This is a genomic window from Allochromatium palmeri, from assembly GCF_009720725.1.
GTDB lineage: Bacteria > Pseudomonadota > Gammaproteobacteria > Chromatiales > Chromatiaceae > Thermochromatium > Thermochromatium palmeri.
Window position 1 is genome coordinate 1 of record NZ_WNKT01000056.1, and the last position, 20,625, is coordinate 20,625.

A 20,625-nucleotide genomic window follows, 5' to 3' on the forward strand; every position below is an offset into this window, starting at 1 on the left:
GCTCCGATCGCCATGGAAGACGGTCTGCGCTTTGCGGTACGCGAAGGCGGTCGTACCGTCGGCGCGGGTGTGGTTTCCAAGATCATCGAGTAAGGGCATGACGAATCAGAGAATCCGAATCCGGCTGAAGGCGTTCGATCATCGTCTGATCGATCAGTCCGCGCGTGAGATCGTCGACACCGCCAAGCGCACCGGCGCTCAGGTGCGGGGTCCGGTGCCGCTGCCGTCCAAAAAGGAGCGCTTCACCATCCTGGTTTCGCCGCACGTCAATAAAGATGCGCGCGACCAGTACGAACTGCGCACCCACAAGCGTTTGATGGACATCGTCGATCCGACCGACAAGACCGTCGACGCGCTGATGAAACTCGATCTGGCCGCCGGTGTCGACGTCCAGATCAAGCTGAGCTGAGGACGAAATCATGTCGATCGGAGTTATCGGACGCAAAGCCGGCATGACCCGTGTCTTCACCGAAGCGGGTGAGAGCATCCCGGTCACCGTGATCGAGGTCACGCCGAACCGCGTCAGTCAGGTCAAGTCCGAAGAGACCGATGGCTATAGCGCCATCCAGGTCGCTTTCGGCCAGCGCCGCGCCTCGCGCGTCACCAAGCCGATGGCGGGTCATTACGCCAAGGCGGGTGTTGAAGCGGGTGAAGTGCTGCGTGAGTTCCGCCTGGAAGGCGATGAAGGCACTGAGATCCAGGTCGGTCAGGAGATTTCGGTCTCCATCTTCGAGCCGGGTCAGAAGGTCGACGTGCGTGGCGTGACCAAGGGTCGTGGTTTTTCCGGCGTCATTCGCCGTCACCACTTCGCTGGTCAGGATCGCACCCACGGCAACTCACTCTCGCACCGTGCGCCGGGTTCCATCGGTCAGAACCAGACCCCTGGACGCGTATGGAAGGGTAAGAAGATGGCGGGCCATCTGGGCGCTGCCAATCGTTGTCAGCAAAATCTTGAGGTAGTGCGGGTCGATACCGACCGGAACCTCCTGCTGGTCCGTGGCGGCGTGCCTGGACCGACGGGCGGTCGACTGATCGTGCTGCCGTCCGTGAAGCAAAAGAACAAGGGCTAAGCACTCATGGAGATCGCCATTCGAAACCACACTGGCGCGTCCAGTGTGCAGGTTTCCGACGCCGTCTTCGGCGTGGAATACAAACCAGGCCTGGTTCACCAGGTCGTGACCGCCTACATGGCGGGCGCGCGCGCCGGCACCAAGGCCCAGAAGAACCGTGCGGCGGTTTCCGGTGGCGGTGCCAAGCCGTGGCGTCAGAAGGGAACCGGTCGTGCCCGTGCGGGTACCTCGCGCAGTCCGCTGTGGCGCTCAGGCGGCGTGACCTTCGCGGCCCAGCCACGCGACTACAGCCAGAAGGTCAACCGCAAGATGTATCGCGGCGCCGTGCGCTCGATCCTCTCCGAGCTGGTGCGCACCGAGCGTTTGATCGTCGTCTCCGAGCTGGCGCTGGAAGCGGCTAAGACCAAGGCGTTGATCGCGCTGCTCAAGAGCCATGATCTGACCGATGCACTCATCCTCACCGATGGGTTCGACGACACGCTCTATCTGGCGGCGCGCAATCTGCCCAAGGTCGACGTGCTGTCGGCGCAAGAGGTCGATCCGGTCAGCCTGATCGCCTTCGAGACCATTCTCGCCACCGAAGCGGCGATCAAGAAGCTGGAGGAGCGGCTGGCATGAACAACGAGCGTCTGATGAAGGTGCTGCTCGCGCCCGTGATCTCTGAGAAGGCGTCGCGTCTGGTCGAGACCTGCGGTCAGGTGACCTTTCGCGTCCTGACCGATGCGACCAAGCAGGAGGTCGCCAAGGCGGTCGAGATGCTGTTCGAGGTCCAGGTCGATCGCGTCCAGATCCTCAACGTCAAGGGCAAGCAGAAGCGCCACGGGCAACGTCTGGGCAAGCGTCAGGACTGGCGCAAGGCGTATGTACGTCTGAAGCCCGGCCAAGACATCGACTTCGGCGACGCCGCTTGAGCGCGGCGGCGGACAGCAACGGATAGATCAAGATGCCAATCGTAAAGACCAAACCGACGTCCGCCGGACGACGCTTCGTCGTCAAGGTGACGACGCCCGATCTGCACAAGGGCGAACCACATGCGCCCCTGCTCGATAAGCAGACCAAGCATGGCGGGCGCAACAATCAGGGCCGTGTCTCCGTTCGTCACCAGGGCGGCGGTCACAAGCAGCGTTATCGCATCATCGACTTCAAGCGCAATCGCAAGGACGACGTGCCGGCGACCGTGGAGCGTCTGGAGTACGATCCGAATCGCTCGGCGCACATCGCGCTGCTGAAGTATGCCGATGGCGAGCGCACCTATATCATCGCGCCCAAGGGCCTGAAAGCCGGTGATCCGGTCATCTCGGGCGAGGTCGCGCCGATCGCGGTGGGCAATTGCATGCCGCTGCGCAACATTCCGGTCGGTACCCAGGTCCACTGTGTCGAGATGCGTCCTGGCAAGGGAGCGCAGATTGCGCGCTCGGCCGGCGCCTCGGTGCAGCTGATCGCACGCGACTCCGGCACCGCAACCCTGCGTTTGCGCTCAGGCGAGATGCGCAAGGTGCATTCCGACTGCCGCGCCGTCATCGGCGAAGTCGGTAACAGCGAGCACAGCCTGCGCAAGCTCGGCAAGGCCGGCGCAAGCCGCTGGCGCGGTATCCGTCCGACGGTGCGTGGTGTGGTCATGAACCCGGTCGATCATCCGCATGGTGGTGGCGAAGGCCGCACCTCCGGCGGTCGTCATCCGGTCACGCCTTGGGGTGTGCCGACCAAGGGTCACAAGACGCGTAAGAACAAGCGGACCGACAGCATGATCGTGCGTCGTCGCGGTCGCAAATAGAATCAGTCGAGGTTGAGCAAGTGCCACGTTCGATTAGAAAGGGACCCTTTGTCGACCACCACCTGATCAAGAAGGTGGAAGAGGCGGTCGCCCAAAACAGCAAGCGCCCGATCAAGACCTGGTCGCGCCGTTCCATGGTGTTGCCTGAGATGGTTGGTCTGACCATTGCGGTCCACAACGGGCGTCAGCATGTGCCGGTACTCGTCAATGAAAACATGATCGGCCACAAGCTCGGCGAGTTCGCGTTGACCCGTACCTATCGTGGTCACGCCGCCGACAAGAAGGCGAAGAAGCGCTAGTCGGGAGATCGCGATGCAAGCCGTAGCAACACACAAATACGCCCGGATCTCGGCGCAGAAAGCCCGACTGGTCGCGGACCTGATTCGCGGCAAGCATGTTGAGGAAGCCCTCAGCACGCTGAGCTTCAGCCCCAAGAAGGGCGCCGATATCATTAAAAAAGTCCTGGAGTCGGCGATCGCCAATGCCGAGCACAATGAGGGCGCCGATATCGACGAACTCAAGGTTGCGGCCATCCAGGTCAACGAGGGGCCGACCATGAAGCGGATCATGCCGCGCGCCAAGGGCCGCGCCAACCGCATCATGAAACGCACCAGCCACATCACGCTGACCGTGGCCGAAGCCTAGAGGATCCAGGGGACCAGTATGGGACAGAAAGTTCATCCGAATGGTATCCGCCTTGGCATCGTCAAGGATTGGACATCCAAGTGGTACGCGAATTCGAAGGATTACGCCGATCTGCTCAACACCGATCTCCAGGTCCGCGACTTCCTGCGCAAGGAACTCGCTAAGGCGTCGGTGAGCCGCATCCAGATCGACCGTCCGGCCAAGAATGCCCACATCACCATCCACACCGCCCGTCCGGGCGTGGTGATCGGTAAGAAGGGCGAAGACATCGACAAGCTGCGCACCAAGGTCTCGGCGATGATGGGCATCCCGGTGCACATCGCCATTGAGGAGATCCGCAAGCCGGAACTCGACGCGCAACTGGTTGCCGAGGGCATTGCCCAGCAGCTCGAACGGCGTATCATGTTCCGCCGCGCCATGAAGCGTTCGATCCAGAACACCATGCGTCTGGGTGCCGAGGGCATCAAGGTCAGTGTCGCCGGCCGTCTGAACGGCGCCGAGATCGCACGCAGCGAATGGGCGCGTGAGGGCCGCGTGCCGTTGCACACCCTGCGCGCTGACATCGACTATGGCTTTGCCGAGGCCAAAACGACCTACGGCGTGCTCGGTGTTAAGGTCTGGATCTTCAAGGGCGAGGTTTTTGGCGACCAGCAGCCCGAGGAACCGGCGCCGAAGGCGGCCGGAAAGAAGGGTTAAGTCATGCTGCAACCAAAACGCACCAAATTCAGAAAGCAACACAAGGGCCGCAACCGCGGTCTGGCCCAGAGCGGCAACCGCGTGAGCTTCGGCGAGTTCGGTCTCAAGGCGACCGAGCGTGGTCGTCTCACGGCGCGTCAGATCGAAGCCGCCCGTCGTGCCATCTCCCGTAGCGTCAAGCGTGGCGGTAAGATCTGGATCCGGGTGTTCCCCGACAAGCCGATCTCCAAAAAACCGCTCGAAGTGCGTATGGGTAAAGGTAAGGGTAACGTCGAGTATTGGGTCGCGCTGATTCAGCCGGGCAGCATGCTCTACGAAATCGAAGGTGTCAGCGAAGAAGTCGCGCGTGAGGCCTTCAAGCTGGCGTCGGCCAAGCTGCCCGTGCAGACCACCTTTGAAAAGCGGACGATTCTGTGATGAAGGCCAACGAGCTTAGAACGAACAGCGCTGCGGAGCTTCAGACGCAGTTGATGGATCTGCTGCGTGAGCAATTCAACCTGCGCATGCAGCGGGGCACCGGTCAGTTGTCCAAGCCTTCGCGCATGAAGGCCGTGCGCCGGGACATCGCCCGGATCAAGACCATCATGGCCGAACAGAAGGCGGGCGGGAAATCATGAGCGACGAGAACGAGATCAAGAGCAACCGGACACTCGAAGGGCGCGTGACCAGCAGCGCCATGGACAAGACCATCACGGTCGTGATCGAGCGCCGTGTCAAGCACCCGCTTTATGGTAAGTTCATGCGCCGCTCGACCAAGATCCATGCCCATGACGAGACCAATAGCTGCGGCGAAGGTGATCTGGTGCGGGTCGAGCAGTGCCGTCCGCTCTCCAAGACCAAGACCTGGCGTCTGATCGAGATCCTCGAAAAGGCGCGCTGAGCAGCATTTGCCTGTCTCGCGTATTCCGGCCCGGCCCTTGCGGCACGGCCGGCGCGGTCATTCGCGGAGCCATCGGTCCATTCCCGGATCAGCAACGAGCTTTTTAGGTAAAAGACAATGATTCAGATGCAGAGCAATCTGAGCGTCGCCGACAACAGCGGCGCCAAGAGCGTGATGTGCATCAAGGTGCTCGGCGGGTCGCATCGTCGCTACGCGGGCATCGGCGATGTCATCAAGGTCACCGTCAAGGACGCCATCCCACGCGGCAAGGTCAAGAAAGGCGATGTGTACAACGCGGTTGTGGTGCGGACCCGTAAGGGTGTGCGCCGGCCCGACGGCTCGCTGATCCGTTTCGACGGCAACGCGGCCGTGCTGCTCAACAACCAGCTTCAACCCATCGGCACCCGTATCTTCGGCCCCGTGACGCGCGAGCTGCGCGGCGAGCGTTTCATGAAGATCATCTCGCTGGCGCCGGAAGTGCTCTAAGGAGACGATAGTCATGAGAAAGATCAAGAAGGGTGATGACGTCATGGTCATCACCGGTAAGGACAAGGGCAAGCGCGGCACGGTGCTCAAGGTGCTCGACGAGAACCACATCGTCGTCGAGAACATCAATATCGCCCGCAAGCACCAGAAGGGCAATCCGCAGGCCGGCGCGCCGGGTGGCATCATCGACAAGGCGATGCCGATCCATGTCTCCAATGTGGGGCTCTATAACCCCATCAAGGGCGCGGCCGACCGAGTCGGCTTCAAGACCCTGGAAGACGGCCGCAAGGTGCGCGTGTTCAAGTCCAACGGCGAAGTCGTCGACGTCTGACCGGGTGAAGCGAGATGTCCAGATTACAGACTGAATACAAAGAGCGCATCGTTCCTCAGCTCAAGGAGCGCTTCAGCTACTCAAGCGTGATGCAGGTGCCTAAGATCGAAAAGATCACGCTCAACATGGGCGTGGGCGAGGCTGTGGCGGATAAGAAAGTCATGGATCATGCCGTTGCCGATCTGCGCGCCATCGCCGGTCAGCAGCCGATCGTGACCTACGCCCGCAAGTCGGTCGCCGGGTTCAAGATCCGCGAAGGCTGGCCGATCGGCTGCAAGGTCACGCTGCGTCGTGAGCGCATGTACGAGTTCCTCGATCGCCTGATCAGTGTCTCGATTCCGCGTATCCGTGACTTCCGCGGCCTGAGCGCCAAGGCGTTTGATGGTCGTGGCAATTACTCGATGGGCGTGCGCGAGCAGATCATGTTCCCCGAGATCGATTACGATAAGATCGATGCGTTGCGCGGACTCGATATCACCATCACGACCACGGCCCGTACCGACGAAGAAGGTCGCGCGCTGCTCGAGGCCTTCAATTTCCCATTCCGGACCTAAGGTAGCCCCATGGCGAAGAAGAGCATGATTGCGCGCGACCGCAAGCGCACCGAGATCGCAGCCCAGTTCAGCGCCAAGCGCGCGGCCCTCAAGGCCGTGATCAATGATCGCAGCGCCAGTGCCGAGCAGATCGACGAAGCCCTGGCGAAACTCCAGAAGCTGCCGCGCGATGCCGGCCCCACGCGCCAGCAGCGTCGCTGCCGCGTCAGCGGTCGTCCGCACGCGGTCTATCGCAAGTTCGGTCTGTCGCGCAACAAGCTGCGCGAGGCCGTGATGCGCGGGGACGTCCCCGGCGTCGTCAAGGCGAGCTGGTAAGTCCAGATCCCACGTTTTTTTAACCTACCGGGTATCGCGTCGCAACGACGGCCTGACCCACGGAGAAGCCAATGAGTATGTCGGATCCGATTGCGGATATGCTGACACGCATCCGCAACGGCCAGCAGCGCGGCAAGATCACGATCGTGATGCCGTCTTCCAAGCAGAAAGTCGCCATTGCGGACCTGCTCAAGGAAGAAGGTTATATTGCCGACGCCATGGTCGAGGCCAAGGATGGAAAGCCTGAGCTCGTCATCAAGCTCAAGTACTATCGCGGCAAGCCCGTGATCGAGTTCCTCAAGCGCGTCTCGCGCCCCGGACTGCGCATCTATCGCGGCAAAGACGAGCTGCCCAAGGTTTGGGCCGGGCTTGGCATCGCCATCGTCTCCACCTCCAAGGGTCTGATGACCGACCGCGCGGCCCGCCAGGCCGGACACGGCGGCGAGATCATCGCCTACGTTGCTTAAGGGGAGACCAAGATGTCACGAATTGCAAAGGCCCCCATCAAGCTGCCCAAGGGCGTCAGCGTCGAGATCAGCGGTCAGGACGTCAAGGTCAAGGGGCCCAAGGGTGCCCTGGACTGGTGCGTGCATCCGACTGTGAGCGTGTGCGAAGAGAGCGGCGAGATCCGGGTTGCTCCGGCTGAAGGCCAGACCGAGGCGTGGGCCATGGCCGGTACCACCCGTGCCCTGCTCAACAACATGGTCACGGGCTGCGGAACCGGGTTTACCCGCAAGCTGACCCTGGTCGGCGTCGGTTATCGCGCGCAGGCCAAGGGCGACGTGCTCAACCTCAGCCTGGGCTTCTCACATCCGATCGACTATCCGGTGCCTGCCGGTATCACGATCGAGACCCCCAGTCAGACCGAGATCCTGGTGTCGGGTGCCGACAAGCAGCGAGTCGGTCAGGTCGCCTCCGAGATCCGGGCTTACCGTCCGCCGGAGCCGTACAAGGGCAAGGGTGTTCGTTACGCAGACGAAAACGTCCTGCGTAAGGAAGCCAAGAAGAAATAAGGGGTCTCAACGATGGATAAGAAACAGGCTCGCCTGCGTCGTGCGACGCGGGCCCGCGCCAAGATTCGCGAGCTTGGCGCCTATCGGCTGTGTGTGTATCGCACGCCGCGTCATACCTATGCCCAGATCATCGCTTCCGGTGAATCCGGCGATCGTGTCCTGGCCAGCGCTTCGACCGTTGAGAAGGCGCTCGCTCAGACCATCGAGGGCAACAAAGCCAACATCGCTGCCGCCACCGTCATCGGCAAGGCGATCGCTGAGCGCGCGCTCGCCGCTGGTGTCGACACGGTCGCCTTCGACCGTTCCGGCTTCCGTTATCACGGCCGTCTCAAGGCGCTTGCAGATGCGGCGCGTGAAGGCGGATTGAAATTCTAGGGGAGCGATCAATGGCAAACTTCAATCCAAAGGCAGAAGGCGACGATCTCCTCGAAAAACTGGTCGCGGTCAACCGTGTCGCCAAGGTGGTCAAGGGCGGTCGTCAGTTCGGTTTCGCGGCGCTGACCGTGGTCGGCGATGGCAAAGGCCGGGTCGGCTTCGGTCGCGGCAAGGCGCGTGAGGTGCCGATCGCGATCCAGAAGGCAATGGAAAACGCGCGCAAGAACATGGTCGAGGTCAAGCTCAACGGCACCACGTTGCAGTATCCGCTGCAGGGTAAGCACGGAGCAGCCAAGGTCTTCATGCAGCCAGCCTCCGAGGGTACGGGTATCATCGCCGGTGGCGCTATGCGTGCCGTGTTCGAGGTGCTGGGCGTGCAGAACGTGCTCGCCAAGTGCATCGGTACCAACAACCCGATCAACGTCGTGCGTGCCACCGTCAATGGTCTGCGGATCATGAGCGACCCTGAGACCGTTGCAGCCAAGCGCGGTAAGAGTGTCGAAGAGATCCTGGGGTAAGCGATGTCCGACAAGAAAATGATGAAGGTCAAGCTGGTGCGCAGCGTGCACGGGCGCCTCAAGCGCCACCAGGCCTGCGTACGCGGCCTGGGTCTGCGTCGCATGCACCAGGTCGTCGAGGTCGAGGATACGCCCTGTACGCGCGGCATGGTCAATACCGTGCAGTACATGGTCAAGGTCGTGGAGGAAGTCTGAGATGAAACTCAATGATCTACGGCCCGATCCGGGCAGCCGTCCGTCGGCCAAGCGTGTCGGTCGCGGTATCGGTAGCGGTCTGGGCAAGACCTGTGGTCGCGGTCACAAGGGTCAAAAGGCCCGTGCCGGCGGTTTCCACAAGGTCGGCTTCGAGGGCGGTCAGATGCCCTTGCAGCGTCGTCTGCCCAAGGTCGGCTTCCGTTCGCGCACGGCGCCGGACAAGGCCGAGGTGCGCCTGAATGAGCTGAATCTGGTCGAGGGCGATGTCGTCGATCTGGACGCGCTCAAGGCCGCCGGCGTGCTCAATCGCGCCGTCAAGGTTGCCAAGATCATCGCCTCCGGCGAGGTCAGCCGCGCCGTGACGATCCGTGGCCTGGGCGCGACCAAGGGTGCGCGTGCCGCGATTGAAGCTGCCGGCGGCAAGATCGAAGACTAACCAAATAGGTTTGAGACGGATGGCTAAGAACGCTGGATCCATAGGTAGGGCGCTTGGTGGGACGGGGCAGTTGACCGAACTGCGCCGGCGTCTGATGTTCCTGTTGGGGGCCTTGCTCGTCTACCGCATCGGTACCTTCATCCCGGTTCCCGGGGTGAATCCGGAGGCACTGGCCATCCTCTTCGATCAGAACCAGGGTTCCATTCTGGACATGTTCAACATGTTCTCGGGTGGCGCTCTGGAGCGCGCGAGTCTGTTCGCACTCGGCGTCATGCCCTATATTTCGGCCTCCATCATCGTGCAGTTGATGACGGCGGTGGTACCGCAGCTTGAGCAGCTGAAGAAAGAGGGTGAGGCCGGACGGCGCAAGATTACTCAGTACACCCGCTATGGCACGGTGTTCCTGGCCACCTTCCAGGCCATCGGTATCTCGATGGCGCTGCAGGGTCAGACAGCCGGCGGCTCGGCGCTGGTGGTGCATTCAGGCGTGGGCTTCGTCTTCACTGCGGCCGTGTCGCTGGTGACCGGAACCATGTTCCTGATGTGGCTCGGCGAGCAGATCACCGAGCGCGGTATCGGCAACGGGATCTCGATGATCATCTTCAGCGGTATCGTCGCCGGTCTGCCGGCGGCGCTCGGTGGCACGCTCGAACTGGCGCGCACCGGTGAGATGAACTCGCTGGCCGTGCTGGCGCTCTTCGCAATGGCGCTGGCCGTAACCGCTTTCGTGGTGTTCGTCGAGCGTGGTCAACGGCGTATCACCGTGAACTATGCGCGCCGTCAGCAGGGCCGTAAGATGATGCAGGCGCAGAGTACGCACCTGCCGCTCAAGCTCAACATGGCCGGTGTGATTCCGCCGATCTTCGCCTCCAGTATCATCCTGTTTCCGGGCACGCTCGGTCAGTGGTTCGGCAGTAGCGAGGATTTGCGCTGGATCGCGGACATCACGTCCAAGCTGGCGCCCGGTGAGCCGATTTATGTGCTGCTCTATGCCTCGGCGATCATCTTCTTCTGTTTCTTCTATACCGCGTTGGTCTTCAACGCCAAGGAAACAGCGGACAATCTCAAGCGCTCGGGCGCCTTCATTCCGGGCATCCGTCCCGGCGAGCAGACGGCCCGTTACATCGATGGCGTCATGACCCGGCTGACCGCCGCCGGTGCCATCTACATCACGGCTGTCTGTCTGCTGCCCGAGTTTCTGATCGTCGGCTACAACGTGCCCTTCTACTTTGGTGGCACCTCGCTGCTGATCGTGGTCGTGGTCGTTATGGATTTCATGGCCCAGGTGCAGGCGCATCTGATGTCACATCAGTACGAAGGACTGATGAAGAAAGCCAATCTGAAGGCACCGGGCGGCGGACTGCTGCGCTGAGGCCGTCAACAACGCTTGTTAGACCGCGTCCAGCGCGGCGACCGTCCGGAGTCGCTTGCGGACGGTCGGTTCATTGCAAACACCGCCTGTCGTACGCGGACGCGGTTTAGGAGACAAAAAATGAAAGTGCGTGCATCCGTCAAGAAGCTGTGCAGAAACTGCCGAATCATTCGGCGTAACGGGTCGGTGCGTGTGATCTGTACTGATCCGCGTCACAAGCAGCGCCAGGGTTGATCGATCCTTGGTTGACCTGAACAAACTGTTTGATATACTGCGCGGTTTACCCGCTGAGCATTTAGGACTAAGGGGTTCGTAAACATGGCCCGTATCGCCGGCGTCAACATCCCAGACAAAAAACACGCCGTGATCGCGTTGACCGCGATCTATGGCATTGGTCGCACCCGCGCGGGTCAAATTTGCGATGCAGCGGGTATCGCGCCTAATACCAAGGTGCAGAGCCTCACGGAAGAAGAAGTCGACAAGCTGCGTAATGAAGTCGCGAAGTTCGCGGTTGAGGGCGATCTGCGGCGCGAGGTGTCGATGAACATCAAGCGGCTGATGGACCTTGGTTGCTACCGGGGCATCCGTCATCGTCGCGGGCTGCCGCTGCGCGGTCAGCGCACCCGAACCAACGCCCGGACCCGTAAGGGCCCGCGTCGCCCGATCAAACGCTGAGAGCGCTCGCGCTCGGCCAGATGAGCTGGATTACGTCGAATGGCTAAACCGATTCGCAGCACGAAAAAGAAAGTCAAGAAGCAGGTCGCGGACGGGGTTGCCCACGTCCACGCCTCCTTCAACAACACCATCATCACCATCACCGACCGGCAAGGCAACGCCCTGGCTTGGGCGACCTCCGGTGGCTCAGGCTTCCGTGGCTCGCGCAAGAGCACGCCCTTTGCCGCTCAGGTCGCCGCCGACAAGGCCGGCCAGGCCGCGAAGGAATACGGTCTGCGCAACCTGGATGTCAATGTCAAGGGGCCGGGGCCTGGACGCGAGTCCGCCGTGCGCGCGCTCAACAATGCCGGATTCAAGATTACCAGCATCACTGACGTGACGCCCATCCCGCACAACGGCTGCCGCCCGCCCAAGAAGCGGCGCGTCTGACGTCTGACAGTTCAACAGGAAGAGACATGGCACGTTACACAGGCCCGACCTGCAAGCTGGCGCGGCGCGAGGGTGTAGACCTTTCGCTCAAGAGCCGCGCGCGTTCGCTCGATACCAAGTGCAACCTGGAGAAGCAGCCCGGTCAGACGACCGACCGCCGTCGCCGCCTCTCAGACTACGGCGTGCAGCTGCGCGAGAAGCAGAAGGTGCGCCGCATCTATGGTGTGCTCGAAAAGCAGTTCCGCAACTACTACAAGAAGGCCGCTCAGTCCAAGGGTGCGACCGGTGAAAACCTGTTGCAGCTCCTCGAACGACGGCTCGACAACGTCGTCTACCGGATGGGCTTCGGCTCCACCCGTGCCGAGGCGCGCCAGCTCGTCAGCCATAAAGGCATTCTGGTCAATGGCCGCATCGTCAACATCGCCTCCTATCAGGTGGGCGCTGACGACCACGTTGAGGTCTGCGAGCCGGCCAAGAAGCAGGTGCGCGTGCAGAACGCCATGGCCCTGGCTGAGCAGTATGGCTTTCCGGATTGGGTCGAGGTCGATAGCAAGGGTCTGAAAGGCGTGTTCAAGCGCATTCCTGATCGTTCGGATCTGCCAGCCGACATCAACGAGTCACTGATCGTCGAGCTGTACTCCAAGTAAGGAGCACCCTGAGAGGCACTGAATGACTGACGCTATTGGCGAATTTCTCAAACCGCGCATCGTCAAAGTCGAGCAGGTCGACGGCAACCCGCGCCATTCGCGGGTCTCGCTGGAGCCGCTTGAGCGCGGTTTCGGCCACACGCTCGGCAACGCGCTGCGGCGGATCTTGCTGTCGTCGATGGACGGGTACGCCGTAACGGAAGTCGAGATCCAGGGCGTACTTCACGAGTACACCACGCTTGAGGGTGTGCAGGAAGACGTGCTTGAAATCCTGCTCAACCTCAAGCAGCTCGCTATCTCGCTCGAAGGTAAGGACGAGGCGATCTTTGCGCTGAGCAAGCGTGGCCCGGGACCGGTGACGGCGGCGGATATCGCCATCGACCACACCGCCGAGATCGCGAATCCGGAACTGGTGATCGCTAACATCACCGAAGGCGAGCTGAGCATGACGCTGACCGTGCGTCGTGGTCGCGGCTATGAGCCGGCGAGCCAGCGTGAACTCGAGAATGCGGAGGATCGCCCGATCGGCAAGCTGCCGATCGATGCCTCCTTCAGCCCGGTGCGACGTGTGGCCATCGAGGTCCAGTCAGCGCGTGTCGAGCAACGCACCGACCTCGACCGGCTGGTGATCGACCTGGAGACCAACGGCACGATCGATCCGAAGGAGAGCATCCAGCGCGCGGCCACCATCCTGCGCGATCAGCTGTCGAGCTTTGTCGCCCTTGAGGGCACGGCTCCAGCCGATACCCAGGTTCAGGAGGCGCGTGACGAATCGCCCTACGATCCGATTCTGCTGCGTCCGGTCGACGACCTGGAGCTGACGGTGCGTTCGGCCAACTGTCTCAAGGCCGAGAACATCTATCTGATCGGCGACCTGATCCAGCGTACCGAGGTCGAGCTGCTCAAGACGCCCAATCTGGGCAAGAAGTCGCTCACCGAGATCAAGGACGTGCTGGCCACGCGCGGACTGTCACTGGGCATGCGTCTCGAGAACTGGCCGCCCGAGAACATCGCCGAACTCAGTATTCGCTAAGGCTGGGTCGCGGATCTTCGCTGATCCGCGCCAGCCGATCCATGCCATCTAACGATTGAATGATTATTTCGGGATCAGGACCATGCGTCACCGCAAAGCCGGAAGGCAACTGAATCGCACCAGCTCGCACCGCGAGGCCATGTTCCGCAACATGGCGTCTTCGCTCTTTCGTCACGAGCTGATCAAGACCACCCTGCCCAAGGCCAAGGAACTGCGTCGCGTCGCCGAGCCCTTGATTACCCTGGCCAAAACTGACTCGGTTCACACGCGCCGTCTGGCGTTCGCGCGTCTGCGCGACAAAGAAGTCGTCGGCAAGCTGTTCGTCGAGCTGGGGCCGCGTTATCAGGGGCGTCCGGGCGGTTATCTGCGCATCCTCAAGTGCGGCTATCGTCACAGTGATGCCGCGCCCATGGCCTATGTTGAGCTGGTCGATCGTCCGGTGACGGCTGTGGCGGTCGAAGACGAAGATTGAGGCGCGAGGACGCTGGAATCAGCGACGCTGTTAGATGCGTCGACCTGTTCCGCGTTCGCTGCACAAAGCCGGGCATTTGCTCGGCTTTTTTCTGTCTGCTCGAAACGTATTCAGCCTCGATCCATGGTGATCTGATCCATGCCTGCTCAGCGCGCTATCAAACGCATTCTGCTCGCCACTGACTTTGGCGCGGATCTCTATGCGGGGCAGATGCAGGCGCGGTTGCATGCGCTTGTACCGAGTGTTCCCTGCATCGGTCTCATGCAGGATCTGCCGACTTTCAGGCCCGATCTGGCGGCCTATTTGCTGCCGGCGCTGATGCGCGATCTGCCGCGCGACTCGCTCGCGCTCTGTGTCGTCGATCCAGGCGTCGGCGGCGAGCGTGCTGGTCTGCTGGTTCGGGCCGATGGCCAGTGGCTGATTGGACCTGATAACGGACTGCTCGCCCTCGTCGCGCGCCGTGCCGGCGAGGGTGCAGTGTGGCGGATCGGTTGGCAGCCGGACGGGATGTCGGCGAGCTTTCACGGTCGTGATTGGTTCGCGCCGGCCGCCGCGCGCCTGGTCTTGGGCGAGGATCTGGCGCTGTCACCGCTGGGGCTGGCTGACATGATCGGCACCGACTGGCTGGATGAGCGCGCGATCATTGTCTATGTCGATCATTTCGGCAATCTGATGACTGGTGTGCGCGCGAGCGGGGTCGAGGCGGATGCCAGGTTGCAGGTGCGGGGGCAGCCGCTGCCCCGCGCCCGGACCTTCTGCGAGGTCGAGCCGGGGCAGGCGTTTTGGTACGAAAATGCGCTGGGTCTAATCGAGATCGCGGTCAACCAGGGACGCGCTGATCGACAGCTCGCGCTGAGTGTGGGCGATTCGATTGAGGTTGGCTGATGGTCACCTAATCCTAATCCGCGTCTGGCTTGGAGTCCTCGCGCGCACGCCGTGTCAGTGGTGCATGCCCCGCCTCTTGCGCCTGAGCACTCGATGGCCGACGACGCTTGCCGATGTTTTTGCGATCACGCAGACGATCCTTGTTGCGCGTTGTCGCGGCCGCAGCGGCTTTGGACTTGCTTTTTTTGGCGCTCGACGATTTGCTCGAACCCTTGTGTTTCCCCGGCCCCTTGAACTTGGCCTTGAGGCCCTCGATCACGCGCGTCTCGAAGGTCAGATTCAGATAGCGCGCGATACTCTCCAGGCGGTTCCACTCAGGCGGGCCGATCAGCGAAATCGCCACGCCCGCCTCACCCGCGCGCCCGGTGCGTCCGGTGCGATGCAGATAGTCATCGCCCCGACGCGGCAGGTCGAAATTGAACACCCGCTGCACGCCCGGCACGTCGAGACCGCGCGCCGCCAGATCGGTCGCGATCAGGGTATTCACGCGCCCACTGTGCAGCAGCCCCATGACCCGGTTGCGCTCGCGTTGATCGAGTTCGCCGTGCAGCACCGCGACGCGCTGCTGCTGGCCCTGGAGAAAATTTCCCAGCGCCACGGCACCGTCGCGGGTGTTGGTGAAGATCAGTGCTTTTTCATAGGTCTCGTTGCGCAGTAGCCACAGCAGTTGCTGTTGCTTGTGTTCCAGGCCATCGCTCAAAAACAGCCAATGCGCGATGTCTGGATGCTGTTGGCGCGCTGAGTCGATCTCGACCCGACGCGGATCGCGGAGCAGACGGTCAGTGATCGTGCTCAGACCGCGCTGATCGAGTGTCGCCGAGAACAGCAGCGACTGGCGCTCGGGACGGCTGTAACGGATGATCGCGAGCACGTCGTCGGCAAAGCCCATGTCGAGCATGCGATCGGCCTCGTCGAGCACCAGGAACTCCAGGTCGCTCAGATTCGCTTGCCCCGTCTCCAGGAGTTCGAGCAGACGTCCGGGGGTCGCAACCAGGATCTCGGGGTTCTTGCGCAGGGTCGCGATCTGATGGGCCTTAGGCTCGCCGCCAGTGATGATGCCACTATTCAGGCGCGTATAGCTGCCCAGGCGCATGAAATGGATATGGATCTGACGCGCCAGCTCGCGGGTCGGCACCAGGATCAGGGCGCGTGTGCTGCCATCGTGGCGCGGCACATCCAGAAAGCGCTGCATGATCGGCAGCAGGAACGCCGCCGTCTTACCCGAGCCGGTCGCCGCCGAGACCAGGAGATCCAGACCATCCATCGCCAGCGGAATCACCTGAGCCTGGACCGGGGTTGGCGTGGCATAGCCTTCGTTGGCCAGGCCGCGCATGAGCGCATCTGGAAGGAGGAATTCAGAAAAGTGTGTGTTCATGGGGCGAAACATACCACCAAAGCATCGGACGAGGTGCGAAATCCTGTACGATGGAGGTGACACGGGCGCGCTTTGAGATTATAATGCCCGACTCTTAAGGCTGAGTGGCAGAGTGGTTATGCAGCGGCCTGCAAAGCCGTGTACCTCGGTTCGATTCCGGGCTCAGCCTCCATCAAATTCTCTTTGCTTATCAGTTCGTTGGCTTGCCCCGCGTGGCAAAATCCCTCGCTTGAAATTTTCGCGTCTGATCGCCTCCAGTACCCAAAACCCACTGCGGATATCCTCGGTTGAGTGGCAAAACCACTCGTCATCGTATTGGTAAGACGTTGACGCGAGATTTCGACATGGCAATCAAACGCAAGCGCGGCCACTCTTGGCACTATACCATCCGGCGATCTGGACTCATCCCAAGCCCATTTACCTATCCTTCACCAGTGAACAGGACGGGGATGCCTACGTCTACAATCTCCGGGGACTTGACACGCCACCCGGACTGTTGGATAGCTTCCAGGCGACTATCGAGTCAATCGTGGAACAGTTGCGGACTCTCACATTCGCCAACCAAAAACTCCGCACCGCCCGCGACCTCCTTCTCCCCCGCCTGATGAGCGGAGAGATCGCGGTATGACGGTTCAGAAGAAGATCGTCATCATCGCTGGCCCCAATGGTGCAGGGAAGACCACCTTCGCGCGCGAGCTGCTGCCCAACGAGGCTAACTGCCCCGTCTTCGTGAATGCCGACCTCATCGCCGTCGGCCTGTCTCCATTCCGACCGGAAGAGGCCGCATTCCGTGCTGGACGGCTGATGCTGGAAGAAATACGCCGCCACGTCGCGGACGGACGTAGCTTCGCCTTCGAGACCACACTCTCCGGTCTGACCTATGCCCCTATGATCGACCGTTGGCGTAACAACGGCTATGTTGTGAAGCTCGTCTTTCTGTCACTACCTTCAGCGGAGGAGGCCATCGCCCGAGTAGCCGTGCGTGTACATCAAGGAGGGCATAATGTCTCGCCAGACACCATCCGAAGACGCTTTGCATCAGGACTCGACAACTTTCAGCATGTCTATCGCCATCGTGTCGATTACTGGCAATGGTTTGACAACGGCGGCGAATCGCCACTCCTGTTAGCCGAGGGGAAGAATCCATGAGCCGCCATGAACAGCCCGCCCCAGTATCCAATCTGCCGGATGACGACATGCAGGCCATACCGCGTGCGCTCGTCCGAGCCGCCCAACGGGCACGCGAGATCGCGGCCCAAACGGGAACGCCCTTGATCGTCAGCCGAGCCGGGCGGGTCGTCGAATGTCCCGTTGATCCCGATTCCGAGGCGTCAACACGTTTTGTGATCGCACTCAAGGGCGTGGCCGGGAACATTGGTGCTCGCAATATCCAGGCGGCCGCTCAGGCACTGGAGTCGGCCTGTCAGGCGGGCGAAGCGGACGCACATCTCGACCGGCGGCTGGTCGAGACCCTGGCGTGTCTGGAGCCGGTGATGCCTGGCTTGGCGGCGCTCGATTCGCTGGAGTCTGACGCGCCGAGTGATCAGGCGGACACAATCACGGCGTCCATCGACCGTGAAGCCCTGAGAGCGCTGCTTGAGCAGATATGTGCCTTGCTCTCAGAAGACGATACCAAGGTCAGTGAGCTGATGGCGCCCTTGGCGTCGCTCTTGATCGGGACGACCTTTGCTGACGCCTTGAGACGTATCCAGAGCGCGACCGAAAACTATGACTTCGATGAAGCCTTGACGGCAGTGCTGGAACTGCAAGCGGCGCTCGACAAAGCGGACGATTGAGGCTAGGAGCCACGCCCGACCGCCCCCATTTGGACTGTCCACAGCCACACAGCCACCGACGGTTCAAGCCAATGGAACAACCGCACGTTCTTCCGACAGAACTCAATCTTCACCAGCAGTCGCGCGTCCTTGAGATCGTCTTCGACGATGGCGCGCGCTTCCGGCTGCCGTGCGAGTATCTGCGCGTCTATTCACCCTCTGCCGAGGTGCGCGGGCACTCGCCGGCGACGGCCAAGCTCCAGGTCGGCAAGGAAGGCGTCAATATCCGCGATCTGGAGCCGATCGGGCGCTATGCCATCAAGATTCATTTCGACGATGGGCATAATTCAGGGCTCTACGATTGGGCGTATCTCTACAAGCTCGGTCGCGCCTGGCAGCCGTTCTGGTTCGACTATCTGCGCCAGCTCAAGGATGCCGGACATGAGCGGCGGGGGCCGGATCCGTTCGACGAACTCAAGGCGCGCGGCGAGGCACCGTCCGAGTTGCCTGTTGGCACGCTGCCGCCGCACGAACCAACCTGATCTGAAAATACGGAGGCACCGGTGATGACTCCCCGTCTGGCGATACTGTTACCGCTCCTGTGTTGGATCCCGCTGGCTCACGGCGGACCTGTTGCCGGCACGGTCGAGCCGACCGGCGATGTGCCGGAGGCCGTCGGCTGGCGTGCCGAAGTGGTCGTGTCCGGCCTGGAGCATCCCTGGTCCATCGCCTGGCTGCCGGACGGCTCTGCACTGATCACCGAGCGCCCAGGGCGGCTGCGGAGGCTCCGCGATGACGTGCTCGACCCCAAGCCGATCAGCGGTGTACCGAGGGTGTTGGCCCAGGGGCAGGGCGGTCTGCTGGATGTCCTGCCGCATCCGGATTTCGCCGCCAATCGGCTGATCTACCTGACCTATGCCGCCGGCACTCAGGACGCCAACCGCACGACGCTGGCGCGCGCACGTCTCGTCGGCTCGCGGCTTGAGAATCTGGAAGTCATCTTCCAGAACGCCAATGCCAAATCCGGCGCTCAGCATTTTGGCTCCCGACTGCTCTGGCTGCCCGACGGGAGCCTGCTGATGAGCATCGGCGATGGCGGCAATCCGCCGCTGGCCTTCGACGGCGGCAATATCCGCGATCAGGCCCAGCGGCTCGGCACCCATTTCGGCAAGATTCTGCGTCTGCGTGAGGATGGGCATCCTGCTCCGGGCAATCCCTTCATGCAGCCGCGCGGTGCCCGTCCCGAGATTTATACCTACGGCCACCGCAATATCCAGGGTTTGGCTCTGGACCCGGTCAGCGGGCGGGTGTGGGCGACCGAGCATGGATCACGGGGCGGCGACGAGCTGAATCTGATCGAGGCCGGGCGCAATTATGGCTGGCCCGCCGTGACCTACAGCCTGGAGTATTGGGGGCCACGGATCTCCGACGAGACCAGCCGTCCGGGTATCGCGGAACCGACGGTGGTCTGGACGCCGTCGAAGGCGCCCAGCGGTCTGGCGTTTTATACCGGCGACCGCTATCCGCACTGGCAAGGCGATCTCTTTAGCGGCGCACTCAAATTCGGCCAGATTCGCCGCATCGATCTGGATGGAGCGCGCGTGGTTGGCGAGCAGAAGCTGACCATCGGCAGACGGGTGCGTGATGTGCGCCAGGGTCCGGACGGCTATCTCTATGTGTTGACCGATGAACCCAAGGGGGTGTTGTTGCGGATTTTGACCGGGGATGCTTGAGCGGGCAGGCGTAGTGGCTGCCGAAGACGGCGATCACCGAGCGCAAAGGTCAGCTCGATGGCTGTCGGCATGTTACATGCTCAAAACGTCGTAGATGGCTTATCCTTGTCACCTGACGAGCTGTTGCAATCGTGGAAATCAGAACGGTCAGACTCGATGAAGAAAAGATCCATTCAAAAACAATCGATTCAATACGACTCCCCATTGGATGCGCTGGTGGCCATCGCCAAGCGATTGAGTCGCTACGAGACTGAGGCGGGGCTGTCTTCAGAGGATTTTTTCGACCGATTCAGTCAAGGCTCCTGGGGAGACGATACCCAATCCGTCGAATGGGCCAACGATTATCGTCATTACCTGGCCCTGCGTGCGGAACTCGGAAAGATTCTCGATGCCGCCGCTTAGTGTACTCGCGCGCTACCTTCAGGAGGTCGAAGTCGCGCTTGAGCAAGCGCAAGGCGTGGTGATCGACGCCTATGTCGAAGAACTCTTGACGCCGGCCCGCGCGAATCTGCGTATCCGTTTACGCTTCGACAACGGTCGTTTGTTGGAAATCAACGAGGCCCTTGTTGTAGAACAGGGAGCCTTGCAGCACTTGGATTATCGGTATCACTGCCAGGATCGCGACAACCGCCTCGTGTTTCGTTACGACAGCACACCGCATTTTCCGGATCTACCCGGTTTCCCTTTCCACAAGCATCTCCCGGATGACACCCTACCGGCAGAGCGCCCGACCATCGCCGCCGTGCTGGCGGAAGCCGCAGAGACAAAAGATGACGTCGAATGCTGAGGAAACGCTGATCAAATACCGTTTACTATTCGTTAACACTGAAAGTGCCCTTTTTCACAAACATTTTGTTTTCAGTGGCTACGTCATGAGTGTTTCGCGCTCCATTCAATGGCCCGTGCGGCCCATTTCGGCCACATGTAGATCGTCATATCAC

General features: G+C 61.5%; 37 protein-coding genes and 1 tRNA gene. 37 read left to right on the top strand and 1 reads right to left on the bottom strand.

What is annotated here, in order from left to right; translation table 11 throughout:
* The 30 genes from GJ668_RS17465 to GJ668_RS17610 form a co-directional block, all read left to right on the top strand.
* On the top strand, window positions 1-93 hold a 93-nt coding region (locus tag GJ668_RS17465; RefSeq protein WP_484476973.1), incomplete at its 5' end, for an EF-Tu C-terminal domain-related protein.
* Between the two features lie 4 nt (window positions 94-97).
* Complete coding sequence (rpsJ, locus tag GJ668_RS17470) at window positions 98-409, top strand: 30S ribosomal protein S10 (RefSeq protein WP_155451405.1); 312 nt, start codon at window positions 98-100, stop codon at window positions 407-409.
* 10 nt (window positions 410-419) lie between these two features.
* Window positions 420-1,070 (top strand): 50S ribosomal protein L3, encoded by a 651-nt coding sequence (gene rplC / locus GJ668_RS17475; protein ID WP_155451406.1) that lies wholly within the window; start codon window positions 420-422, stop codon window positions 1,068-1,070.
* Window positions 1,071-1,076: 6 nt separating this feature from the next.
* Window positions 1,077-1,688 (top strand): 50S ribosomal protein L4, encoded by a 612-nt coding sequence (gene rplD / locus GJ668_RS17480; RefSeq protein WP_155451407.1) that lies wholly within the window; start codon window positions 1,077-1,079, stop codon window positions 1,686-1,688.
* Entirely contained in the window at window positions 1,685-1,981 is a 297-nt protein-coding gene (gene rplW, locus GJ668_RS17485; protein WP_155451408.1) for a 50S ribosomal protein L23, read from the top strand. Before rplD ends, rplW begins: the two co-directional genes overlap by 4 nt.
* A gap of 32 nt (window positions 1,982-2,013) precedes the next feature.
* On the top strand, window positions 2,014-2,844 hold the full coding sequence (gene rplB, locus GJ668_RS17490; RefSeq protein ID WP_155451409.1) for a 50S ribosomal protein L2: 831 nt from the start codon (window positions 2,014-2,016) through the stop codon (window positions 2,842-2,844).
* A 20-nt stretch (window positions 2,845-2,864) separates the two neighbouring features.
* Window positions 2,865-3,143 (top strand): 30S ribosomal protein S19, encoded by a 279-nt coding sequence (gene rpsS, locus GJ668_RS17495; protein WP_012971548.1) that lies wholly within the window; start codon window positions 2,865-2,867, stop codon window positions 3,141-3,143.
* A 13-nt stretch (window positions 3,144-3,156) separates the two neighbouring features.
* Window positions 3,157-3,489 carry a 50S ribosomal protein L22 gene (gene rplV, locus GJ668_RS17500; RefSeq protein ID WP_155451410.1) on the top strand — a complete coding sequence of 111 codons (333 nt, stop codon included), beginning with the start codon at window positions 3,157-3,159 and terminating at the stop codon, window positions 3,487-3,489.
* A gap of 18 nt (window positions 3,490-3,507) precedes the next feature.
* The gene (gene rpsC / locus GJ668_RS17505) at window positions 3,508-4,185 is read left to right on the top strand and encodes a 30S ribosomal protein S3 (RefSeq protein WP_155451411.1); all 678 of its coding nucleotides are present in this window, start codon (window positions 3,508-3,510) and stop codon (window positions 4,183-4,185) included.
* A 3-nt stretch (window positions 4,186-4,188) separates the two neighbouring features.
* Window positions 4,189-4,602, top strand: a complete 414-nt coding sequence (gene rplP, locus GJ668_RS17510; protein WP_012971545.1) for a 50S ribosomal protein L16 — start codon at window positions 4,189-4,191, stop codon at window positions 4,600-4,602.
* Window positions 4,602-4,802: a 50S ribosomal protein L29 gene (gene rpmC, locus GJ668_RS17515; protein WP_155451412.1), complete on the top strand. Its 201-nt coding sequence runs from the start codon at window positions 4,602-4,604 to the stop codon at window positions 4,800-4,802. The genes rplP and rpmC overlap by 1 nt, the downstream gene beginning before the upstream one ends.
* Complete coding sequence (gene rpsQ / locus GJ668_RS17520) at window positions 4,799-5,065, top strand: 30S ribosomal protein S17 (protein ID WP_155451413.1); 267 nt, start codon at window positions 4,799-4,801, stop codon at window positions 5,063-5,065. Before rpmC ends, rpsQ begins: the two co-directional genes overlap by 4 nt.
* A gap of 117 nt (window positions 5,066-5,182) precedes the next feature.
* Window positions 5,183-5,551, top strand: coding sequence for a 50S ribosomal protein L14 (gene rplN, locus GJ668_RS17525; RefSeq protein WP_155451414.1), 369 nt, complete (start codon window positions 5,183-5,185; stop codon window positions 5,549-5,551).
* A 13-nt stretch (window positions 5,552-5,564) separates the two neighbouring features.
* Window positions 5,565-5,882: a 50S ribosomal protein L24 gene (rplX, locus tag GJ668_RS17530; RefSeq protein WP_155451415.1), complete on the top strand. Its 318-nt coding sequence runs from the start codon at window positions 5,565-5,567 to the stop codon at window positions 5,880-5,882.
* A 14-nt stretch (window positions 5,883-5,896) separates the two neighbouring features.
* On the top strand, window positions 5,897-6,436 hold the full coding sequence (gene rplE / locus GJ668_RS17535) for a 50S ribosomal protein L5 (protein WP_155451416.1): 540 nt from the start codon (window positions 5,897-5,899) through the stop codon (window positions 6,434-6,436).
* Between the two features lie 9 nt (window positions 6,437-6,445).
* Window positions 6,446-6,751: a 30S ribosomal protein S14 gene (rpsN, locus tag GJ668_RS17540; protein WP_155451417.1), complete on the top strand. Its 306-nt coding sequence runs from the start codon at window positions 6,446-6,448 to the stop codon at window positions 6,749-6,751.
* A 71-nt stretch (window positions 6,752-6,822) separates the two neighbouring features.
* The gene (gene rpsH / locus GJ668_RS17545; protein ID WP_155451418.1) at window positions 6,823-7,218 is read left to right on the top strand and encodes a 30S ribosomal protein S8; all 396 of its coding nucleotides are present in this window, start codon (window positions 6,823-6,825) and stop codon (window positions 7,216-7,218) included.
* Window positions 7,219-7,230: 12 nt separating this feature from the next.
* Window positions 7,231-7,764: a 50S ribosomal protein L6 gene (gene rplF / locus GJ668_RS17550; protein WP_155451419.1), complete on the top strand. Its 534-nt coding sequence runs from the start codon at window positions 7,231-7,233 to the stop codon at window positions 7,762-7,764.
* 12 nt (window positions 7,765-7,776) lie between these two features.
* The gene (rplR, locus tag GJ668_RS17555; protein WP_155451420.1) at window positions 7,777-8,139 is read left to right on the top strand and encodes a 50S ribosomal protein L18; all 363 of its coding nucleotides are present in this window, start codon (window positions 7,777-7,779) and stop codon (window positions 8,137-8,139) included.
* 11 nt (window positions 8,140-8,150) lie between these two features.
* Window positions 8,151-8,657, top strand: coding sequence for a 30S ribosomal protein S5 (gene rpsE / locus GJ668_RS17560; protein WP_155451421.1), 507 nt, complete (start codon window positions 8,151-8,153; stop codon window positions 8,655-8,657).
* 3 nt (window positions 8,658-8,660) lie between these two features.
* On the top strand, window positions 8,661-8,852 hold the full coding sequence (rpmD, locus tag GJ668_RS17565; protein ID WP_155451422.1) for a 50S ribosomal protein L30: 192 nt from the start codon (window positions 8,661-8,663) through the stop codon (window positions 8,850-8,852).
* 1 nt (window position 8,853) lies between these two features.
* Window positions 8,854-9,288, top strand: coding sequence for a 50S ribosomal protein L15 (gene rplO, locus GJ668_RS17570; protein ID WP_155451423.1), 435 nt, complete (start codon window positions 8,854-8,856; stop codon window positions 9,286-9,288).
* 19 nt (window positions 9,289-9,307) lie between these two features.
* The gene (secY, locus tag GJ668_RS17575) at window positions 9,308-10,660 is read left to right on the top strand and encodes a preprotein translocase subunit SecY (protein WP_155451424.1); all 1,353 of its coding nucleotides are present in this window, start codon (window positions 9,308-9,310) and stop codon (window positions 10,658-10,660) included.
* 120 nt (window positions 10,661-10,780) lie between these two features.
* Window positions 10,781-10,894 carry a 50S ribosomal protein L36 gene (gene rpmJ, locus GJ668_RS17580; RefSeq protein ID WP_091332231.1) on the top strand — a complete coding sequence of 38 codons (114 nt, stop codon included), beginning with the start codon at window positions 10,781-10,783 and terminating at the stop codon, window positions 10,892-10,894.
* Between the two features lie 84 nt (window positions 10,895-10,978).
* The gene (gene rpsM, locus GJ668_RS17585) at window positions 10,979-11,335 is read left to right on the top strand and encodes a 30S ribosomal protein S13 (protein WP_155451425.1); all 357 of its coding nucleotides are present in this window, start codon (window positions 10,979-10,981) and stop codon (window positions 11,333-11,335) included.
* Between the two features lie 39 nt (window positions 11,336-11,374).
* A complete protein-coding gene (rpsK, locus tag GJ668_RS17590; protein ID WP_155451426.1) occupies window positions 11,375-11,764 on the top strand; it encodes a 30S ribosomal protein S11 in 390 nt (129 codons plus the stop codon).
* A 26-nt stretch (window positions 11,765-11,790) separates the two neighbouring features.
* The gene (rpsD, locus tag GJ668_RS17595) at window positions 11,791-12,411 is read left to right on the top strand and encodes a 30S ribosomal protein S4 (RefSeq protein ID WP_155451427.1); all 621 of its coding nucleotides are present in this window, start codon (window positions 11,791-11,793) and stop codon (window positions 12,409-12,411) included.
* A gap of 22 nt (window positions 12,412-12,433) precedes the next feature.
* Entirely contained in the window at window positions 12,434-13,444 is a 1,011-nt protein-coding gene (locus GJ668_RS17600) for a DNA-directed RNA polymerase subunit alpha (protein ID WP_155451428.1), read from the top strand.
* A gap of 82 nt (window positions 13,445-13,526) precedes the next feature.
* Complete coding sequence (rplQ, locus tag GJ668_RS17605; protein ID WP_155451429.1) at window positions 13,527-13,916, top strand: 50S ribosomal protein L17; 390 nt, start codon at window positions 13,527-13,529, stop codon at window positions 13,914-13,916.
* Window positions 13,917-14,054: 138 nt separating this feature from the next.
* Window positions 14,055-14,801 carry an SAM hydrolase/SAM-dependent halogenase family protein gene (locus tag GJ668_RS17610; protein ID WP_155451430.1) on the top strand — a complete coding sequence of 249 codons (747 nt, stop codon included), beginning with the start codon at window positions 14,055-14,057 and terminating at the stop codon, window positions 14,799-14,801.
* Between the two features lie 13 nt (window positions 14,802-14,814).
* On the opposite strand, the gene GJ668_RS17615 is transcribed toward GJ668_RS17610, so the two are convergent.
* Window positions 14,815-16,176, bottom strand: coding sequence for a DEAD/DEAH box helicase (locus GJ668_RS17615; RefSeq protein ID WP_155451431.1), 1,362 nt, complete (start codon window positions 16,174-16,176; stop codon window positions 14,815-14,817).
* 98 nt (window positions 16,177-16,274) lie between these two features.
* Between GJ668_RS17615 and GJ668_RS17620 the strand changes: the two genes are divergently transcribed.
* The 7 genes from GJ668_RS17620 to tumE all read left to right on the top strand — a co-directional run bounded on the left by GJ668_RS17620 (window position 16,275) and on the right by tumE (window position 20,471).
* A tRNA-Cys gene (locus GJ668_RS17620) sits at window positions 16,275-16,348 on the top strand.
* 452 nt (window positions 16,349-16,800) lie between these two features.
* Window positions 16,801-17,325 (top strand): ATPase, encoded by a 525-nt coding sequence (locus GJ668_RS17625; RefSeq protein WP_155451432.1) that lies wholly within the window; start codon window positions 16,801-16,803, stop codon window positions 17,323-17,325.
* Window positions 17,322-17,972, top strand: coding sequence for a hypothetical protein (locus GJ668_RS17630; protein WP_155451433.1), 651 nt, complete (start codon window positions 17,322-17,324; stop codon window positions 17,970-17,972). The genes GJ668_RS17625 and GJ668_RS17630 overlap by 4 nt, the downstream gene beginning before the upstream one ends.
* Before the next feature lie 71 nt (window positions 17,973-18,043).
* Window positions 18,044-18,493 carry a gamma-butyrobetaine hydroxylase family protein gene (locus GJ668_RS17635; RefSeq protein ID WP_155451434.1) on the top strand — a complete coding sequence of 150 codons (450 nt, stop codon included), beginning with the start codon at window positions 18,044-18,046 and terminating at the stop codon, window positions 18,491-18,493.
* A 24-nt stretch (window positions 18,494-18,517) separates the two neighbouring features.
* Entirely contained in the window at window positions 18,518-19,684 is a 1,167-nt protein-coding gene (locus GJ668_RS17640) for a PQQ-dependent sugar dehydrogenase (protein ID WP_155451435.1), read from the top strand.
* Window positions 19,685-19,741: 57 nt separating this feature from the next.
* Window positions 19,742-20,086 carry an antitoxin TumA gene (gene tumA, locus GJ668_RS17645; protein ID WP_222930810.1) on the top strand — a complete coding sequence of 115 codons (345 nt, stop codon included), beginning with the start codon at window positions 19,742-19,744 and terminating at the stop codon, window positions 20,084-20,086.
* Window positions 20,073-20,471 (top strand): toxin TumE, encoded by a 399-nt coding sequence (gene tumE / locus GJ668_RS17650; RefSeq protein ID WP_155451436.1) that lies wholly within the window; start codon window positions 20,073-20,075, stop codon window positions 20,469-20,471. Before tumA ends, tumE begins: the two co-directional genes overlap by 14 nt.
* The last annotated feature ends 154 nt before the right edge of the window (window positions 20,472-20,625 follow it).

What these genes read in the sequence shown, in the direction of transcription:
- rpsJ (WP_155451405.1), top strand. Translation starts at nt 98, where the DNA reads ATGACGAATCAGAGAATCCGAATCCGGCTGAAGGCGTTCGATCATCGT.
- rplC (WP_155451406.1), top strand. Translation starts at nt 420, where the DNA reads ATGTCGATCGGAGTTATCGGACGCAAAGCCGGCATGACCCGTGTCTTC.
- rplD (WP_155451407.1), top strand. Translation starts at nt 1,077, where the DNA reads ATGGAGATCGCCATTCGAAACCACACTGGCGCGTCCAGTGTGCAGGTT.
- rplW (WP_155451408.1), top strand. Translation starts at nt 1,685, where the DNA reads ATGAACAACGAGCGTCTGATGAAGGTGCTGCTCGCGCCCGTGATCTCT.
- rplB (WP_155451409.1), top strand. Translation starts at nt 2,014, where the DNA reads ATGCCAATCGTAAAGACCAAACCGACGTCCGCCGGACGACGCTTCGTC.
- rplV (WP_155451410.1), top strand. Translation starts at nt 3,157, where the DNA reads ATGCAAGCCGTAGCAACACACAAATACGCCCGGATCTCGGCGCAGAAA.
- rpsC (WP_155451411.1), top strand. Translation starts at nt 3,508, where the DNA reads ATGGGACAGAAAGTTCATCCGAATGGTATCCGCCTTGGCATCGTCAAG.
- rplP (WP_012971545.1), top strand. Translation starts at nt 4,189, where the DNA reads ATGCTGCAACCAAAACGCACCAAATTCAGAAAGCAACACAAGGGCCGC.
- rpmC (WP_155451412.1), top strand. Translation starts at nt 4,602, where the DNA reads ATGAAGGCCAACGAGCTTAGAACGAACAGCGCTGCGGAGCTTCAGACG.
- rpsQ (WP_155451413.1), top strand. Translation starts at nt 4,799, where the DNA reads ATGAGCGACGAGAACGAGATCAAGAGCAACCGGACACTCGAAGGGCGC.
- rplN (WP_155451414.1), top strand. Translation starts at nt 5,183, where the DNA reads ATGATTCAGATGCAGAGCAATCTGAGCGTCGCCGACAACAGCGGCGCC.
- rplX (WP_155451415.1), top strand. Translation starts at nt 5,565, where the DNA reads ATGAGAAAGATCAAGAAGGGTGATGACGTCATGGTCATCACCGGTAAG.
- rplE (WP_155451416.1), top strand. Translation starts at nt 5,897, where the DNA reads ATGTCCAGATTACAGACTGAATACAAAGAGCGCATCGTTCCTCAGCTC.
- rpsN (WP_155451417.1), top strand. Translation starts at nt 6,446, where the DNA reads ATGGCGAAGAAGAGCATGATTGCGCGCGACCGCAAGCGCACCGAGATC.
- rpsH (WP_155451418.1), top strand. Translation starts at nt 6,823, where the DNA reads ATGAGTATGTCGGATCCGATTGCGGATATGCTGACACGCATCCGCAAC.
- rplF (WP_155451419.1), top strand. Translation starts at nt 7,231, where the DNA reads ATGTCACGAATTGCAAAGGCCCCCATCAAGCTGCCCAAGGGCGTCAGC.
- rplR (WP_155451420.1), top strand. Translation starts at nt 7,777, where the DNA reads ATGGATAAGAAACAGGCTCGCCTGCGTCGTGCGACGCGGGCCCGCGCC.
- rpsE (WP_155451421.1), top strand. Translation starts at nt 8,151, where the DNA reads ATGGCAAACTTCAATCCAAAGGCAGAAGGCGACGATCTCCTCGAAAAA.
- rpmD (WP_155451422.1), top strand. Translation starts at nt 8,661, where the DNA reads ATGTCCGACAAGAAAATGATGAAGGTCAAGCTGGTGCGCAGCGTGCAC.
- rplO (WP_155451423.1), top strand. Translation starts at nt 8,854, where the DNA reads ATGAAACTCAATGATCTACGGCCCGATCCGGGCAGCCGTCCGTCGGCC.
- secY (WP_155451424.1), top strand. Translation starts at nt 9,308, where the DNA reads ATGGCTAAGAACGCTGGATCCATAGGTAGGGCGCTTGGTGGGACGGGG.
- rpmJ (WP_091332231.1), top strand. Translation starts at nt 10,781, where the DNA reads ATGAAAGTGCGTGCATCCGTCAAGAAGCTGTGCAGAAACTGCCGAATC.
- rpsM (WP_155451425.1), top strand. Translation starts at nt 10,979, where the DNA reads ATGGCCCGTATCGCCGGCGTCAACATCCCAGACAAAAAACACGCCGTG.
- rpsK (WP_155451426.1), top strand. Translation starts at nt 11,375, where the DNA reads ATGGCTAAACCGATTCGCAGCACGAAAAAGAAAGTCAAGAAGCAGGTC.
- rpsD (WP_155451427.1), top strand. Translation starts at nt 11,791, where the DNA reads ATGGCACGTTACACAGGCCCGACCTGCAAGCTGGCGCGGCGCGAGGGT.
- GJ668_RS17600 (WP_155451428.1), top strand. Translation starts at nt 12,434, where the DNA reads ATGACTGACGCTATTGGCGAATTTCTCAAACCGCGCATCGTCAAAGTC.
- rplQ (WP_155451429.1), top strand. Translation starts at nt 13,527, where the DNA reads ATGCGTCACCGCAAAGCCGGAAGGCAACTGAATCGCACCAGCTCGCAC.
- GJ668_RS17610 (WP_155451430.1), top strand. Translation starts at nt 14,055, where the DNA reads ATGCCTGCTCAGCGCGCTATCAAACGCATTCTGCTCGCCACTGACTTT.
- GJ668_RS17615 (WP_155451431.1), bottom strand. Translation starts at nt 16,176, where the DNA reads ATGAACACACACTTTTCTGAATTCCTCCTTCCAGATGCGCTCATGCGC.
- GJ668_RS17625 (WP_155451432.1), top strand. Translation starts at nt 16,801, where the DNA reads ATGACGGTTCAGAAGAAGATCGTCATCATCGCTGGCCCCAATGGTGCA.
- GJ668_RS17630 (WP_155451433.1), top strand. Translation starts at nt 17,322, where the DNA reads ATGAGCCGCCATGAACAGCCCGCCCCAGTATCCAATCTGCCGGATGAC.
- GJ668_RS17635 (WP_155451434.1), top strand. Translation starts at nt 18,044, where the DNA reads ATGGAACAACCGCACGTTCTTCCGACAGAACTCAATCTTCACCAGCAG.
- GJ668_RS17640 (WP_155451435.1), top strand. Translation starts at nt 18,518, where the DNA reads ATGACTCCCCGTCTGGCGATACTGTTACCGCTCCTGTGTTGGATCCCG.
- tumA (WP_222930810.1), top strand. Translation starts at nt 19,742, where the DNA reads ATGGCTGTCGGCATGTTACATGCTCAAAACGTCGTAGATGGCTTATCC.
- tumE (WP_155451436.1), top strand. Translation starts at nt 20,073, where the DNA reads ATGCCGCCGCTTAGTGTACTCGCGCGCTACCTTCAGGAGGTCGAAGTC.